The 15,963-nt window shown below is 47.7% G+C and carries 14 protein-coding genes; all 14 read left to right on the forward strand.

Annotated elements, in window-relative coordinates; genetic code table 11:
• Positions 1–13 precede the first annotated feature (13 nt).
• The 14 genes from MHH93_RS25700 (at position 14) to trhO (ending at position 15,948) form a co-directional block, all read left to right on the forward strand.
• A complete protein-coding gene (locus MHH93_RS25700) occupies positions 14–880 on the forward strand; it encodes a carbohydrate ABC transporter permease (RefSeq protein WP_036606633.1) in 867 nt (288 codons plus the stop codon).
• Positions 880–1,707, forward strand: coding sequence for a carbohydrate ABC transporter permease (locus MHH93_RS25705; RefSeq protein WP_036606635.1), 828 nt, complete (start codon positions 880–882; stop codon positions 1,705–1,707). Before MHH93_RS25700 ends, MHH93_RS25705 begins: the two co-directional genes overlap by 1 nt.
• A gap of 571 nt (positions 1,708–2,278) precedes the next feature.
• On the forward strand, positions 2,279–4,036 hold the full coding sequence (locus tag MHH93_RS25710; RefSeq protein ID WP_500056340.1) for a cache domain-containing sensor histidine kinase: 1,758 nt from the start codon (positions 2,279–2,281) through the stop codon (positions 4,034–4,036).
• The gene (locus MHH93_RS25715; protein WP_500056341.1) at positions 4,033–4,815 is read left to right on the forward strand and encodes a response regulator transcription factor; all 783 of its coding nucleotides are present in this window, start codon (positions 4,033–4,035) and stop codon (positions 4,813–4,815) included. The genes MHH93_RS25710 and MHH93_RS25715 overlap by 4 nt, the downstream gene beginning before the upstream one ends.
• 127 nt (positions 4,816–4,942) lie before the next feature.
• Positions 4,943–6,262, forward strand: coding sequence for an extracellular solute-binding protein (locus MHH93_RS25720; RefSeq protein ID WP_500056343.1), 1,320 nt, complete (start codon positions 4,943–4,945; stop codon positions 6,260–6,262).
• A 38-nt stretch (positions 6,263–6,300) separates the two neighbouring features.
• Positions 6,301–7,182 (forward strand): carbohydrate ABC transporter permease, encoded by an 882-nt coding sequence (locus tag MHH93_RS25725; protein ID WP_500056345.1) that lies wholly within the window; start codon positions 6,301–6,303, stop codon positions 7,180–7,182.
• A gap of 54 nt (positions 7,183–7,236) precedes the next feature.
• Positions 7,237–8,100, forward strand: a complete 864-nt coding sequence (locus tag MHH93_RS25730; RefSeq protein WP_500056370.1) for a carbohydrate ABC transporter permease — start codon at positions 7,237–7,239, stop codon at positions 8,098–8,100.
• A gap of 236 nt (positions 8,101–8,336) precedes the next feature.
• Entirely contained in the window at positions 8,337–9,746 is a 1,410-nt protein-coding gene (locus MHH93_RS25735; RefSeq protein ID WP_500056346.1) for an MATE family efflux transporter, read from the forward strand.
• Between the two features lie 224 nt (positions 9,747–9,970).
• Complete coding sequence (locus MHH93_RS25740) at positions 9,971–10,867, forward strand: helix-turn-helix transcriptional regulator (protein WP_500056347.1); 897 nt, start codon at positions 9,971–9,973, stop codon at positions 10,865–10,867.
• Positions 10,868–10,996: 129 nt separating this feature from the next.
• Positions 10,997–11,173 carry a hypothetical protein gene (locus MHH93_RS25745; RefSeq protein ID WP_500056348.1) on the forward strand — a complete coding sequence of 59 codons (177 nt, stop codon included), beginning with the start codon at positions 10,997–10,999 and terminating at the stop codon, positions 11,171–11,173.
• A gap of 258 nt (positions 11,174–11,431) precedes the next feature.
• Entirely contained in the window at positions 11,432–12,142 is a 711-nt protein-coding gene (locus MHH93_RS25750; RefSeq protein ID WP_076216802.1) for a response regulator transcription factor, read from the forward strand.
• Positions 12,139–13,653 carry a sensor histidine kinase gene (locus MHH93_RS25755; RefSeq protein ID WP_500056349.1) on the forward strand — a complete coding sequence of 505 codons (1,515 nt, stop codon included), beginning with the start codon at positions 12,139–12,141 and terminating at the stop codon, positions 13,651–13,653. Before MHH93_RS25750 ends, MHH93_RS25755 begins: the two co-directional genes overlap by 4 nt.
• Positions 13,654–13,714: 61 nt before the next feature.
• A complete protein-coding gene (locus tag MHH93_RS25760) occupies positions 13,715–14,821 on the forward strand; it encodes a hypothetical protein (protein WP_500056351.1) in 1,107 nt (368 codons plus the stop codon).
• Positions 14,822–15,060: 239 nt separating this feature from the next.
• On the forward strand, positions 15,061–15,948 hold the full coding sequence (trhO, locus tag MHH93_RS25765) for an oxygen-dependent tRNA uridine(34) hydroxylase TrhO (RefSeq protein WP_105600318.1): 888 nt from the start codon (positions 15,061–15,063) through the stop codon (positions 15,946–15,948).
• Positions 15,949–15,963 lie beyond the last annotated feature (15 nt).

A 15,963-nucleotide genomic window follows, 5' to 3' on the forward strand; every position in this document is an offset into this window, starting at 1 on the left:
AGGAGGATGGAGTATGAACAAACGTATCGCACCCTATTACTGGATGACGGTTCCGGCGGTAGTATTGTTCTTTGTATTTATGACACTGCCGGCCCTCCAGGGCATCTATTATTCATTTACGAATTATAACGGATTCGGGAAAGAGTATGATTTTGTTGGCTTCAAAAACTATTTCAACTTGTTCCAAGACGACAATGTGGGTAACGCCTACTGGTTTACGTTCAAATTTGCGATCGTTGTGACGATCCTGACCAATATTCTGAGCCTGCTCATTGCACTCGGGCTGAATGCCAAGATCAAGTTCCGTAACTTTTTCCGCGGCATCTACTTCCTGCCCAATATTCTGAGTGTACTGATTGTAGGTTACATATTTAACTACCTGTTCTCCAATGTATTCCCGATCTGGGGACAAAATCTGGGCATCAACGCGCTATCCACGAACATACTCGGCAGCGAGAGTCTGGCTTGGATCGGTATCGTCATTGTTGCCGTATGGCAATCTGTGGCTCTGAATACGATCCTGTATTTGGCTGGTCTGCAAACGATACCAACGACGCTATACGAGGCATCCAACCTCGACGGTGCAGGCAAATGGCGTGAATTCTGGAGCATTACATTCCCGCTTATTGCCCCATTCTTCACCATTAATATGGTGCTGGCGATGAAAAACTCGCTGATGGTCTTCGACCAAATCGTAGCCTTGACCAACGGTGGTCCCGGACGGGCGACGCAGTCCATCTCCCATCTGATCTACACCGGCGGATTCGAAGGCGGCGAATATGCATATCAATCCGCGAACTCGGTTATTTACTTCATCGTTATTGCGGTGATTTCAATTCTGCAAATCCGGTTCCTGCAAAGAAGGGAGATGGATCTGTAATGAGAAGCCGTACACGAATCAATTGGCTCGTTATGCTGCTCGTTGTGCTAGGTACTCTGTTTATCCTGTTCCCCTTGTATATGACCGTTACGATTGCTTTGAAAAATCCGGAACAGATGGCCCAATCAGTCTTTGCCATTCCGACAACGCTTCACTGGGAGAATTTCGCAAGAGCGATCGACATGACGAACTTCTTCCAATCGTTCCGTAACAGTGCGATCGTTACCGCCTCAACCGTGCTTTTGACGTTACTCAGTAACTCCATGGTGGCCTATGCGATTGCGCGGAATATGGAGAAACGTAAATTCTTCAAAGGACTCTATTATTACTTCGTCAGTGCGATGTTCATTCCGTTTCCGATCATCATGCTGCCGATTGTTAAGCTGACCGCATCGCTGGAGATGACGAACCTCGTAGGTCTGATCCTGCTGCACACGGTCTATGGTCTGGCATTCAACGTATTTGTGTACGTGGGATATATCCGGTCCATTCCGGTAGCGCTGGAGGAAGCGGCCTTTGTAGATGGGGCGACAACCTGGGGCACGTTCTGGAAAATCATTTTCCCGCTCATGGCACCGATCAGTGCCACGGTTGGTATTCTGACTTGCCTGTCGACGTACAACGACTTCCTGCTGCCACTCATTATTATCAGTGATCCGGGACAGTACACGTTGCCGCTGGTACAGTATGTATTCCAAGGGCAGTTCAATACCGAGTTTAACCTTGCGTTTGCATCCTACCTGCTCGCGTTGCTGCCGATGATTATCATCTACCTGTTTGCACAGAAGTGGATCATCAACGGGGTTACGCAAGGGTCTGTTAAATAACTGAAGATGTGCTACAGAAAAGAATATGTGTGAAGGATATGAACAAAGAGAGGTGGACTGTAAGAGTCCCCTCTCTTTTTTTGGATTGTTGCTATTATTTATCGTATGGGAACTCTTCGGTTGGATTGATTAACCTGTAAAACTATGCTATTTTTTAGTCGTTAGTTTAATCGGTAAACAAAGACTAGAAAAGAAGAAGATTAAGGTTCAATTTTGCAAGCGCTTTAACTATATAAATTGAACTAAACATTTGCACGAGAACGGAGAGGGCAGAAATAACCTGAAAAAGCGGAGCTAAAAGCTTTCTGAAAGAAAGCTACATCGGAAGCATATGCTTCGTCTTTATCACCGGATTTTCCCCTTTAACAAGGGAATCAAAAAATCTGGGGATAACAGCGATTGGAAGGTTATTCTGTCATCGTAGTGGCTAGTGTAAATATGCTTTCGTTCATTTTATATAGAAGAACTGAATACGTAGATAAATCCGGCATCGTTTGTACCCAGTCTTCAAGAGCACGGGCGTAAAGTGGTGGGTTCTTTTACATGCAGAAAAGAGAGGAGTATGGGGAAGTTGCATAGGAAAAAAGGACATTTTAACTCACTCCGCAATCAGATCTTCATTGGTTTTGTTATGGTGATGCTCGTTGTTCTGCTACTCGCAGGCATATCGGCTTATGATCGGGTAGCTGCCCTGCTGAAAAGCAATGCGGAGAAACATATTCATCAAACCGCCGTCCAAGCCAGTGGCAGATTGGATGCACTCATTGCACAAGTGAATTCGCTGACCGCCCAGGTCGCGGATGATTCCTATGTGCAGCGTCTACTCAGCGATGAGAAGCAAGGCAATCCGGCCACCTTTAATCAGCGTCAAGCTCTCTTGCAGATTGCAGGCAGTTATCAGTCTTTTATCAATGGTGCGCAAAGTATGGAGATATACACAACCGGTTACCATCGCATCTTCCCTATGGATGACCGATCCCTCGATCTTAGAGTGGAACGCAGCTGGATAACCAAGGCGGATGAAGGAAAGGGCAGACTGGTATGGGCAGGTGATGATCCTGAAGACCCGGGAGTGCTTCTGGCTATTCGACGCATTAATCTGCTGGATCATTCCTTTGAGCATGGAGGCTATATTGTGGTGCGGATGCAACGCAGTTTCTTTCAACTCAATGATTCGAATGGGGCAGATGGTTCGCAGGACTCCATCATGCTCTTGGATGGGGCAGGCGAAGTGGTGACTTCCGATCTGGAGATTAATCTCGATCCAAAAGCCATATTGGACAGCGGATCAGTCGTCCAGAACGGGGAGGAATCCTATATCGTCGTCCGTCAAAAATCGGAGTTAACGGGATGGACACTTGCTGTCCTGACCCCGCTGGGGGAGACAACGGAAGGTGTATCCATTCTAAGAACGGCACTGCTCGTCTCGGGAATGATTGGAGTTGTTCTGTTCCTTATCATGTCCTTCTTCCTGTCCACGATGATTACACGTCCGCTCATACGCCTGATGCGGGCCATGCGTAGTGCACAACCGGGAGCCATGAGACCTAATCTAATGGTCAGCTCTACGATGGAGATCAACGAACTCAACAACGTGTATAACCAGATGGTCTACAGACAGAACGAATTGACCCGTGTGGTTCATGAGAAGGAAGTCATGCAGTCTCGGGCGGAGTTGAAGGCGTTGCAGTCTCAGATTAACCCCCATTTTCTATTCAACACACTGGAGGCGTTTTATTGGTCCCTTGAGGAAAGGGGAGATGAGGAGATGGCACGTATGGTTGTGGCGATGTCCCGATTATTCCGCTATACGATCTCCAGTTCACAGCAGGATGAATGGGTTACGATTGCCGACGAACTGGAACACGCAGAGCGTTATCTTCGCATTATGCAGATGCGGTTGGGAAATCGAATGCAATGGGAGATTCAGCTGAGCGATGCGGTTCGTAAGGTCCACATTCCGAAACTGCTTATACAGCCCTTGGTGGAAAATGCGATTCTCCATGGTATTGAAAGTAAACTGGGACCCGGAAAGATAAGCATCCAAGTGGATGCTTCATTCGATGAGAATCTGGTGCGTATTGAGGTCCGGGATGATGGTCCCGGTATGGATGAATTACGGTTTCAATCTGTCATTGATGCTTTACATGGTGGCCCCGCTGTATCCAACAAGGGGTCAGGCGTAGGTCTGATCAACGTACATCGACGGCTGAAGCTCTATTTTGGCAGCCAACTTGGCGAACGGTGCAAGCTCTCCTTAACAAGTAAGGTTGGGGAAGGGACCGTCATTGGCTTTGAGATTCCCATGGGAACGGAGGGTGCAATATGATTCATGACAAAACGATTCTTATTGTTGATGATGAGCCACGTACAAGAGAGGGTATTCGCAAGACACTGGAGGGGTGGTCGGCAGGACGAAATCACATTCGAACTGCGGAAAGTGGTGCTCAGGCCGTGGAGTGGCTCAGGAAACAGCCAGCAGATCTGTTGATAACGGACGTTCGCATGCCGGAAATATCCGGGTTGTCCCTGATCGAAGCCATTCAGCATTTTGCGAACAAGCCTGTTGTTCTGATTATGTCAGGACATGCCGATTTTCAGTACGCCCAACAGGCCATTAAGCTGGGTGTCGTGGAGTATATGTTGAAACCGATTGATAAGGAACAACTGTTGCAGACCGTCGAGAAAGCCTTGAAGTTCAGCGAACAACAGCGACGCATTCAAACGATGCAGGAAATGGTGGACCCCAAATTGCTGGATGTTAAGGAGCGCGGGGAGCAGAGGCTCAATAGCCAGATCAGTGAAGCTTTGACCTATGTGGATACGCATCTGGGTGAACATGTGACCATGCGTGAAATCGCTGATTTACTTCATCTAAACTCCAGTTATTTCAGTGTGTTGTTCAAGGAACAGATCGGCATCAATTTTAGTGAATACCTTACCCGCAAACGCATTCAGCGCGCCAAGGAGTTGCTTGTACAGACGACCCTGCCGATCTCGGAAATTGCGGAACAGGTGGGGTATCAGACGGATAAGTATTTTATCACGGTATTTAAAAGTCTGGAGGGGCTTAGTCCAAGCAAATATCGGCATTCCCTATCTGAATAAAATAACAAATAACCTCAAAAAAGTGGAGTTTTTCCAAATTACTCTGGTCTTATGGGGGCGATAGACCCATGCTACAATTTGGTTAAAGCGGTTACATTAACCGAAAAAAACCAAGGGGGTTGGGATAATGAGCAAAAAGACGATGGCCATGCTTCTGTCATGGACGCTGGTTCTCGCCGTAATTTTATCCGGATGTAACAGTTCAGGTTCGGATCAAGAGGGTGAAGCGGGCAGCAACGGCGCAGATGGGAAAGTAACTCTCAAATTCATGCACCTCTGGCCAGCGGGCAGTTCCGCACAGCAAAACAAACTGGTCAACGATATCATCAAGCAGTATCAGACGGATCATCCGAATGTGACCATCAAGCAGGAAGTGCTGGAGAATGAACAATACAAGAACAAATTGAAAATTCTGTCCGCATCCAATGAACTTCCCGATGTGGGTGTAACTTGGGCTGCCGGATTTCTGGAGCCTTATGTGAAGGGCAATCTGTTTGCACCGCTCGATGATCTGCTCAGCGACTCGCTGGGCGAGAAATTTATCGCTGGAACAACCGAAGCCTATGCGATAGACGGCAAAACATATGCGCTGCCCATTGAGTTGAATATCTCCCCCATTTATTATAATAAAGCCATTTTTGCGAAATATAACTTGCAGCCGCCAGCAACGTACGATGAATTCCTGAGTGTGCTGAAGACACTGACAGAGAACGGTGAGGTTCCGATCGCACTGGGCAATAAAGACCGTTGGACCGGCTCACTCTGGTATATGTACCTGGCGAATCGGTTAGGTGGAGATGCACTGGAAAAGGCAATCAATGGCTCCGGCAAGTTCGACGATCCTGCTCTGACCCAAGCTGCTGCCGAGGTGCAGAAGCTGGTGGATATGAATGCCTTCAACAAAGGCTTCAACGGGTTGTCCAACGATGAGGGCAAATCTGAATTCATGAACGAAAAAGCTGCGATGTATCTGATGGGTACATGGGAACTGCCAAACTTCACGACTAACCCGGACATCCCGCAGGAATTCAAGGACAAGATTGGATTTTTCAAATTCCCAACGATGGAAGATGGCAAGAGCGATATTAACAGCTGGGTAGGTGGTCCAGGCGTAGGGTTGTTCGTGGCCCAGAACTCCAAAGTGAAGGAAGAAGCGCAGAAGTTTGTGCAATACTTTGTGGAAAAATGGGGTGAAAGTTCGGTGACTGAAGCAGGCGTCATCCCGGCAACCAAAGTGGATACGGCGGCAGTACAGCTGCCACAGCTTTACATTGACCTGCTCAACGAATTGAATCAGGCCAGCAGCCTTACACTCTTTGCAGATGTACAGATGAAACCGGCAGCCGCTCAGGCACATCTGGACATGATTCAGGCGTTGTTTGGCAAAGCGGTGACACCGGAGGACTTCGTGAAGAATCATCAGGCTGCGATTGATAAAGGCAATTGACGTACACGTGCTTGAACGCTTGAAGGGAGGATAATGTGATGGACAAAGTCATGTCCAACCGTCTCGTTGCTGCGTTGTACGTGCTACCTGCACTGCTTCTGCTGCTGGTCTTGGTTTACATTCCGATCGTGCTCACCGGGTATTATGGGTTGATGCAATGGGACGGGATCGGTGCAATGACCTTTATTGGATTGGATAATTACGCCAGACTGCTTCAGGACGGAACATTCTGGCAGAGTGCGAATCATACTTTTTTGCTTGCTCTGTTCTCTGCGCTGAGTCTGATCGGTTATCTGATGATTGCTTTGGTTCTGTCAGGCAAGATCAAGGGCGCCAATCTGTTCCGCAAAATATATTTAATCCCGATGCTGCTGTCTTCGGTCGCGATCGCCCAGTTATGGCTGAAGATCTATCATCCCAGCAATGGTGTGCTGAACACCTTCTTGGAAGCGATCGGCTTCATCAATCCGCCAGCCTGGCTGGCGGAGCCATCCCTGGTGCTGTATGCATTGTTCGTACCGATTCTGTGGCAGTATGCAGGCTTCTATATTTTGATCTATTATGCAGCCCTCAAAAACATTCCGGAATCCCTGGTGGAAGCAGCCCGGATTGACGGGGCTAGCCCTTGGCAGATCGCTTTTCGAATCAAGCTGCCGCTTATTACAGAAGTCATCAAGGTGACTGTGGTACTGGCAGTGGTGGGCTCACTCAAGTATTTTGACCTCATCTACGTGATGACCGATGGCGGACCGAATGGCTCCAGCGAAGTGATGGCCTCCTATATGTATCGTCAGGCATTCCGTAGCTTCGACTTTGGTTACGGCAGTGCTGTAGGGTTCTTCCTGCTCTTGATCTGTCTGCTGGTTACTTGGCTGCTTCGCAAAGCGACGGCATCCAAAGATACGATCCAGTATTCCTAATTTAAGTGAAATAAAAGGAGGTCCATCCCGGTGAAGACGGATACCGCCGTTAGATTGCCTACTTACCCGGGGACAGGCCGAGGCTCAGCCTGGTTAAAGAGATTCGGATATGTTCTGCTGTATTTCCTCTTGTCCCTGGTCGCTTTACTGCAAATTTTGCCCTTGGTATGGCTGCTGTTATTCTCGCTTAAAAATAATCAGGAAGTATTCGACATGGCGCCTTTTTCCCTTCCTGCTACTCCGCGTTGGGAAAACTATGTCAAGGTATGGACAGAGGGCAACATCAGCTTATACTTCTTCAATAGTGTGTGGATTACGGTGGTCTCGGTTGTGTTCACCGTGCTGTTTGCCAGTCTGGTGACGTTTGCCATTACACGTATGCGCTGGAAGGGTCGTTCGCTCGTATTGGGGCTATTCATGGTGGGGCTAATGATCCCTGTGCACTCCACGTTGATCCCGCTGTTCAGCTTGTTCCTGAAGCTTCATCTAACCGATCATCCTTTGTCAGTCATCCTGTCTTACATTGCCTTTAATATGCCAATCACCATTATGATTCTACTCGGATTCTACTACGCGCTTCCTCGGGAAGTGGAAGAAGCGGCCGTGATGGATGGCTGTTCCGTGCATCGGATTTTCTTTCGGATTATCTTGCCGATGACAGCTTCGGTTATCTCCACAACGGCAATCATCAACATGATCTATAACTGGAATGAGTTCATCTTTGTGAATACATTCATCAGTAGCGATTCGTACAAGACCCTGACTGTGGGGGTACAGAACTTTATCGGTCAATATACAACGGATTGGGGAGCCATTGGTGCCACGCTGATGATTAGCATTATGCCGATCCTGATTGCTTTTCTCATCCTGAGTAATCGAATTGTAGAGGGAATTGCTGCGGGTTCAGTTAAAGGTTAAAAGGTAGAATGTCGAAGGTCCTTTCATCACTTGCTTAAAAGCGAGTGGGGAGGGGCCTTTTTTGTTTTCTAGAACCTTGGATAGTCGTACGGAAAAAGGACTAGATGAAAACGCTGAAAATACCTATTTATGGAATTACAAAAAACTTTCAACTATTTTCGCAAAACTACTGCATTTTCAAACTACCTGTGCTAACATACCCTAAGAATTAAAGCCCACATGGGAAAGGTGAGAAAATGACAGCAATATCCTCAACCAAAGAGTCCCTTCGTTCTGATGCCAAGGATCTGAATCTGATTCGACTAACATGGCCTATTTTCCTGGAACTCTTCTTATTTATGTTGATGGGGAGCGTGGATACGCTCATGCTCAGCTCGGTGTCCGATAATGCGGTCTCCGGCGTTGGAGCAGCCAATCAGATTATTTCTATCGCTATCCTTGTACTGGAAGTCATTGGACATGGTGCCGCGATTGTAGTTGCACAATATCTTGGATCGAAAAAGTTAAGTGAAGCAGCACAGGTTACGGGTAATGCGATCACACTGAATCTTATTGTAGGTCTGGTCCTGAGCGGAATCTTCCTTCTGTTCGGAGGACAATTGCTAACACTTCTGAATATTCAAGGCGAAATTTATGATTTTGCCCGTTCGTATATAAATATCGTCGGTGGCGGAATCTTCCTCCAGGCACTCATTAATGCGCTGGCTGCGACGATCCGTACACATGGTTACACCAAAGAAACGATGTATGTTGCTGTGTTCATGAATGTGATTCACGTTGTTGGTAACTATGCATTGATCTTCGGTCACTTCGGCCTGCCGAAGCTTGGCGTGGAAGGGGCAGCCATCTCTACGGTGGGAAGCCGTTTTATCTGTCTGCTGATCTTCTTCTGGTTGTTGTATCGTGTGAGCGAGGTACGGGTGGATTTCGAATACTACATTAAGTTGTCCAAGAAATTCATTGGCAAAATTCTGCGGATTGGCATTCCGTCTGCGATGGAATCGATGGTATATCATTCCTGCCAGCTCGTGTTCACGCTGTATGTGACCTATCTGGGCGCAGAAGCCATGGCAACCAAGCAGTATGCGGGCAATATCTCCAGCTATATCTACTTGTTCAGCATGGCGATTGGTATGGGGACATCGATCATTGTAGGCCGGCTTGTGGGTGCGCGGCGCAAAGACGATGCGTACAAACGTGTTTTTGACAGTGTAAAATGGGCCCTTCTGGCTACGGTTATCATTGATGTAATCATCATTTTTTTCCGTGTGCCGCTGATGAGCATATTTACGGATAATCCAGAAATTATCAAGCTGGGGGCTCAAGTGATCCTGCTCAGTCTGTTGCTCGAAACCGGGCGTACCTGCAACATTGTTATCATTGGTTCCCTGCGTGCGGCAGGGGATGCAAAATTCCCGGTATACATGGGTCTGATCTCCATGGTCTGCATGAGTCTGCCACTCGGATATTTGCTCATATTCAAGCTTCATCTGGGGCTTGCGGGGGTATGGCTTGCCATTGCGGCGGATGAGTGGACCCGTGCGGTCATTATGTACTTCCGCTGGAAGAGCAGAGCTTGGGAGAAACATGAACTGGTGGAGCATGATGACGAAGAGGTTGGTGCACAGCCGGTACCGGCTGTCTGATTGTGGAGTTTTCGTATAGAGTCGGTCAAGGGCAATGTTGTCCTGGATCGGCTCTTTTTTTGTTTTGGTGAGGTGTATATAACCTTGTAACCAACGTTTAGTTACACCAACTCCGATGACAGAAGAGGCTCCGATTAAGGTTATCCCGATATGTAGCAGAAATGATCAAAACGCCTTATGCTGAAGCACGTATAGTAAGGATATGGAAGGGGGATTTACCTCAGTTGAGCCGTTACCGTGAAATGATTCAGCAAAGTTTGTTCTACATTGAAACCCATTTGCATGAAGAGATCGGGCTGGAAGAAGTGGCATCCGAGGCGTTGTTGTCACCCTATCATTATCATCGGGTTTTCCGCAATGAGGTGGGTATGACCGTGGTGGATTATATCCGAAACCGCCGGATGAGTCTGGCGTCAACGAGCCTCCGATCGACGGATGCGGGCATTTTGGACATCGCGCTGGCATGTGGCTTTGAGAGTCAAGAAGCTTTCACCCGTGCATTCCGCAAATGTTATGGCATGCCACCAGGACGTTTTCGCAAATTGTTCGATCTGAAATTATTCGAAGGAAGAACCAGAGGAGGAGAAGTACAGATGAATCAGACGTCAACGATTACAGGCTGGATGTTAACCGGAAGTCATCCGCAAAATTATGAGATGGGCATTGACCCTGCCGAAGTGCATCAGGGGAAAGCTTCAGGCTATTTGAAGGCAGTTACACCAATGGAGCCTAATGAGTTCGCAACGATGATGCAGCAGTTCAGAGCGGACAAGTATGTGGGTAAGCGAATGAAGTTATCGGGATTCGTGAAGACCGAGCGTGTGGAGGCATTCTGCGGATTATGGATGCGTGTGGATAATAATGTCCATGATGTACTTCAATTTGATAACATGCATGATCGGCCAATTACAGGTACACAGCCATGGAACCAGTACAGTATTGTGCTTGATGTGCCGGAGGGCAGCGCGGTCATTTCGTTCGGAGTGATTTTGAACGGTAAAGGAAAAGTGTGGGTCGACAGTTTCCGCTTCGAAGAGGTTGATCTGAACACGCCGCTGACACATATGGAGACAGAGTATGAGATGTCGGACGAGCCGCTGAATCTGTCATTTGAGGAGTAAAGTTGTAAATGCTTTTTTATGAAGATAAACAAGTTTATAAAAGGACTCCTAGTTTCTTGGTAGAATGTAACCTTACTGGTTCTGTACTAGCTGTTGTAGTCGTTCCGCCATTGAGGGGAGATGCAATCTATGAAAACAAAACTGTTAGAGATATTACTTGCTGTCGTTTTGGGCTTTTTTACTGGTGTTTTATTAAGTGGAGGTGGAGTGGATATAAGTGAAAGTGGTATTTATATTTTACTTGGCTGTATTTTATGGGTTCTTATATTGAACTACCTGCATTCGTCCAAGAATAATAGTGAATGATTTAACCTTTTTTACATCGCGTAAGCAGAAGTGTATATTGTTATTTCAAATTCAATAAATCTATAGACCAAGGGCTGATCCAATCGCGGGTTGGCTCTTTTTGTTGCCTTTGGGGTATAAAGAAAGTAAAGCCAAGACTAAGCTGAGAGGATGCAAGCTTCTCATACAAATTGCAATTCATCCATAGCCAATTAACATAGACCTTGCTAACATAGACCCATAAACTAACCCATGACATAGATAAAGAGGATGAATCCCATGAATAAAAAAGTGCTCGTGGTAGATGACGAATCAAGTATCGTCAGTGCCATTGCTTACGCGCTGCGGCGCGAAGGATATGAAGTAGATACTGCGAGTGACGGCGAAGAGGCCTTGGTGAAGGTCGCATCGTTTCACCCACAGGTCATGATTCTGGACGTGATGATGCCCAGGCTCGATGGATATGGCGTATGCCGTAGACTGGAGGACCGGGAGGATATCGGCATTATTTTGCTGACCGTCAAAAATGATATCGTGGACAAAATCGTTGGCCTGGAAATGGGCGCGGATGATTACATGACCAAACCATTCGAGATTCGAGAATTGCTGGCAAGGGTGAAAGCGCTCATGCGCCGTGTCGAGAAAAGCAGTCCACCACCGGATGATTCAAAGAATCAGGCCATCGTGAATGGAACCCTGCGTATTCATGTTGCTCACCGCACGGTGACCGTGAATGAGGAGAAGCTGGATCTGACACCGAAAGAGTTCGACCTGCTGACCATTCTCATGTCTAATCCTGAGCGGGTGTACACACGAGACGATCTGCTGGATCGTGTATGGGGCATGGAATATGCGGGTGGGACACGTACCGTGGATATTCATATCCAGCGTTTGCGTAAAAAAATCGGGGATACGGATCAGCAAAAATTGCAGACCGTATATGGGATTGGCTATAAAGCATCTGCGCCTGAACCAGGCGGGGCCATATGAGAGTCAGCATCAAGCTGAAGTTCAGTGTTTTTCTGGCAGCCTTGCTTATCCTGACCGTGGTGGTGCTTAGTTCACTGGTCCTGCGCGGTATTGAACGCAATCAGCAGTCACAGATTGAAGGTATTCTATCACAGCAGACACGGCTGGTGAACCTGAATGTACGACAGTCCTACTACACCGAGTCGGTTCATCTGGATCAGGACGTTTTTTTACAGCGAAATGGCCGCAGGCTGGCACAGGAACTGGCCAACTCTACCGGATTGCCAATAGCACTCTATGACATGACAGGCCAGCAGGTGGGAGCATCCTTCGCCTCCGGCGAGAGTGAACTCGTACAGGAAACGCTGGACTATGCGCTGCAAAATAAAATAGCTTATCATGAGCAGGGCGAGACGCTGCTCTATGCCGCACCGCTGGATGGTCCGGATGGACAGATGGGCGCCGTATGGATACAATATCCTGTCCAGAGCTACCATGAGTTCTATACTCGCATCCTTCAATTGTTCATATGGGCAGGAATCACCGTGGTTGCGCTGAGCTTCATATTAGGTTATCTGTTCTACAATCGGTTTGCCGTTGCGATTACCCGGCTGAAGAGGTCCGCAGATTCCATTCGGGAAGGGAACTACATTACGGAGTCTCCTGTAAGGCGCAAGGATGAATTGGGAGAGTTGGGGCAGGGCATTTATTATATGAGTACATCCATTCAGCAAAATATCACAGCCATGCATGCGGAGCAGCAGAAGCTGCAACTGGCGATAGAGAAGCTTCAGGCGCTGGAACAGCAGCAGAAACAATATATCGGTAACATCAGCCATGAGTTCAAGACACCGCTGACATCGATCAAAGCTTATGTGGAGCTGCTCGACATGTATAAGGATGATCCGCAACTGCTTGATGATGCGACGAGTAACATTGGCAAAGAAACGGAGCGGCTGTATGAGATGGTGGAGAAAGTACTGCATTTATCTGCCCTGGAAAAGTACGACTTCGAGAATCAGGCCGAAGATGTAGAGGTCAGTGCTCTGCTGGAGGATGCCTGTGGCCGGATGCGTGGGAAAGTGGAGAAGTTCGCGCTGAACATGGAACTGGAACTTGAACCGGCGGTGATCCGCAGTGATCGGGAGAGTCTTATGCATATTTTCATCAACATGCTGGATAATGCCATCAAATATAACGTTCCGGATGGTGTAATCCGGGTGAATAGCGAACTACGAATGCAGGAGCGTGAAGCGGTCATTCGCATTTATAACTCGGGTACGTCGATTCCGGCAGAGGCGCGGGAGAAGATTTTTGAACCCTTTTACACCGTGAACAAAGACAGAGCCAGAAAAACCGGCGGAACCGGGCTCGGGCTATCTCTCGTGAAGCAGTTTGTTGAAAAACAGGGCGGTACAATCACCTTACTTCCAAGCAGTACGGGCGATTCGCAGAATGGGGAAGGCGTGACGTTCCAACTCATTTTCCCTTTGGCTGATGCAAGTTTACAAGTTCGAAACAAGTCTGAATAACTTTGGAAGTATGCCGTGTGTATGCTTGGTCTTATAGCAAGAGAAACCAGGGGGGACCATCATGAATTGGAAACAAGCAGCATTGGGCACGTTCGGAGCTATTGCCCTGTTAACGACAGCGGCATGCGGGGGAACAACGGAGCCGGGGGGCAATACACAAGGCGGTAAAACAGGCACCGATATTACGGTGAAAGATAATACCAACACATCCGTCTACCAGAGCTTTAAGCTGGAGAAAATCGATAAATTGCCGAGTATGCGCGGAATTGCATGGCTAAGTGACGACTGGATTGTATCCGACAAGGAGAACAAGTCCTTGAAACCCGTCACCGTTGAAGGCCAGGAAAGATATCCGCATAACTTGTATATGTATGATCTGACCAAAGGCACAGAAACGCCGCTCAAGGAAAGTGAAGCCAATCTTGGTGCACCGCTGGTTTCACCGGATGGTCAGTACCTATTCTATCGGGAGCCGGAGGAAAGTACGGGTAAAGGTTACATTCTGAACCTGCATAATGGGGAGACAACCCCCGCAGGTAAGGAGGATGGCTTCATTCAAGAGGGCGCGTGGCTGGATAATGACCATGTTGTTTTTCCCAATATGAAGGGTGATCTCATCTCGGCAAGTGTGGATGGTACAACGAAGGTGCTGGTGGAGACAGGCAATTTCAATGTTCGAAGCATCAAGGTTTCGAATGGCACCATCTATTATATTACGGGCGAAGACGGCCAGTTGAATGCATACGACGTGAAGACGGGTGATGTGAAACAGGTGCTGAAAAGTGTGGAATGGGTCATCCCTTCTAATGACGGAGCAAGGCTTGCGATTGTGAAAAGAACGGCGGATACCAAACGGGCGCTGGTGCTTACCGATCTGGAAGGTAATGAGAAGGCCACACTCGCCAGAGGCACGCAGATCTTCGGCACCAGCTGGTCGGGTGATGATTCCAAGATTGCATATACGATCAATTCCGAGAATGACAATGAGAAAGGGCTGTTCGTCTCTAACACGGAGTCGGCTGAGCAGTTCCAGATCTCGGCGGATATGGACAACGCCTCTGATCCACTCGCCTGGAGCCCGGAAGGCAACAAGATCCTGTTATCGCAGGCGGTATTGGAGAACGAATCGTATCACTTTGTAACCTCAGTCATTACGATCTCGGAATAGGATGATTGTTGTGGACAGATATGTTCCATATCTTTCATCCCTTTCTATACATTTATATTGACTAAGCTATTCCGCTTCCGATAAACTAGAATGCAGGAATAAAAGTCGAATGTCAGGCAGCAGTTCGAGACGATGTTTCGGGCGGCTGTTTATTTTCTTTTTAACAGTAAGGGTGCAACGTAGTCGTCTTGCCGGATGATCCGGCTCATAACAACATGGAATAGGAACAGGTGATATACATGTGTAACAGCGCGTATCGCGTGCTTTTATATTATAAGTTCGTGAAGATTGAAGACCCCGAGACGTTTACACAAGAGCATTTGCAATACTGCAAGGACCTCGGTGTGAAAGGACGTATCCTGATCGCATCCGAAGGCATTAACGGTACGGTATCCGGAACGCCTGAACAGACGGAACAGTACATGAAAGATATGCTGGCTAATCCGCTCTTCAGTGATATGGTGTTCAAGATTGATGATGTGGAAGAGCATGCGTTCAAAAAAATCTTTGTTCGTCACAAAGCAGAGCTGGTTACGTTCCGTGTAGATGAAGATCTGGATCCAAATGTGATTAGCGGCAAACGCCTTTCACCGAAAGAGTTCCATGAGCATCTGCAACGTGATGACGTCATCGTTATCGATGGCCGCAATGACTACGAATACGAAATTGGTCATTTCCGCGGGGCCATTCGTCCAGATGTAGAGTCGTTCCGTGAGTTTCCGGAGTGGATTCGAGAGAACCTGGGTGACATGAAAGACAAAACGATTATTACTTACTGCACTGGCGGCATTCGCTGCGAGAAGCTGACTGGCTTCATGATTAATGAAGGATTCCAGGACGTGGCTCAATTGGACGGCGGTATTGTCACGTATGGTAAAGATCCGGAAGTTCAAGGCCATCTGTTTGATGGTAAATGTTACGTGTTTGACGAGCGAATCTCTGTACCGATTAACCGAACAGAAGAGGATATTGTCATTGCCAGCTGTTATCACTGTGGAACGACACATGACCGATATATTAATTGTCCAACCTGCAACCTGCAGCACGTAAGCTGTGAGGATTGTGAAGAGACGCATAACCGCTTTTGTTCGGATGCCTGCCGGGAGGCAGCACCGGTACACGCATAAGCAGGAGAGCAGGTG

This window comes from Priestia sp. FSL H7-0729 (genome assembly GCF_038005685.1).
Taxonomy (GTDB): domain Bacteria; phylum Bacillota; class Bacilli; order Paenibacillales; family Paenibacillaceae; genus Paenibacillus.

Coding starts and splice junctions, on each gene's coding strand:
- MHH93_RS25755 (WP_500056349.1), top strand. CDS start 12,139: ATGAGAGTCAGCATCAAGCTGAAGTTCAGTGTTTTTCTGGCAGCCTTG.
- MHH93_RS25760 (WP_500056351.1), top strand. CDS start 13,715: ATGAATTGGAAACAAGCAGCATTGGGCACGTTCGGAGCTATTGCCCTG.
- MHH93_RS25745 (WP_500056348.1), top strand. CDS start 10,997: ATGAAAACAAAACTGTTAGAGATATTACTTGCTGTCGTTTTGGGCTTT.
- MHH93_RS25735 (WP_500056346.1), top strand. CDS start 8,337: ATGACAGCAATATCCTCAACCAAAGAGTCCCTTCGTTCTGATGCCAAG.
- MHH93_RS25750 (WP_076216802.1), top strand. CDS start 11,432: ATGAATAAAAAAGTGCTCGTGGTAGATGACGAATCAAGTATCGTCAGT.
- MHH93_RS25725 (WP_500056345.1), top strand. CDS start 6,301: ATGGACAAAGTCATGTCCAACCGTCTCGTTGCTGCGTTGTACGTGCTA.
- MHH93_RS25700 (WP_036606633.1), top strand. CDS start 14: ATGAACAAACGTATCGCACCCTATTACTGGATGACGGTTCCGGCGGTA.
- MHH93_RS25720 (WP_500056343.1), top strand. CDS start 4,943: ATGAGCAAAAAGACGATGGCCATGCTTCTGTCATGGACGCTGGTTCTC.
- trhO (WP_105600318.1), top strand. CDS start 15,061: ATGTGTAACAGCGCGTATCGCGTGCTTTTATATTATAAGTTCGTGAAG.
- MHH93_RS25705 (WP_036606635.1), top strand. CDS start 880: ATGAGAAGCCGTACACGAATCAATTGGCTCGTTATGCTGCTCGTTGTG.
- MHH93_RS25715 (WP_500056341.1), top strand. CDS start 4,033: ATGATTCATGACAAAACGATTCTTATTGTTGATGATGAGCCACGTACA.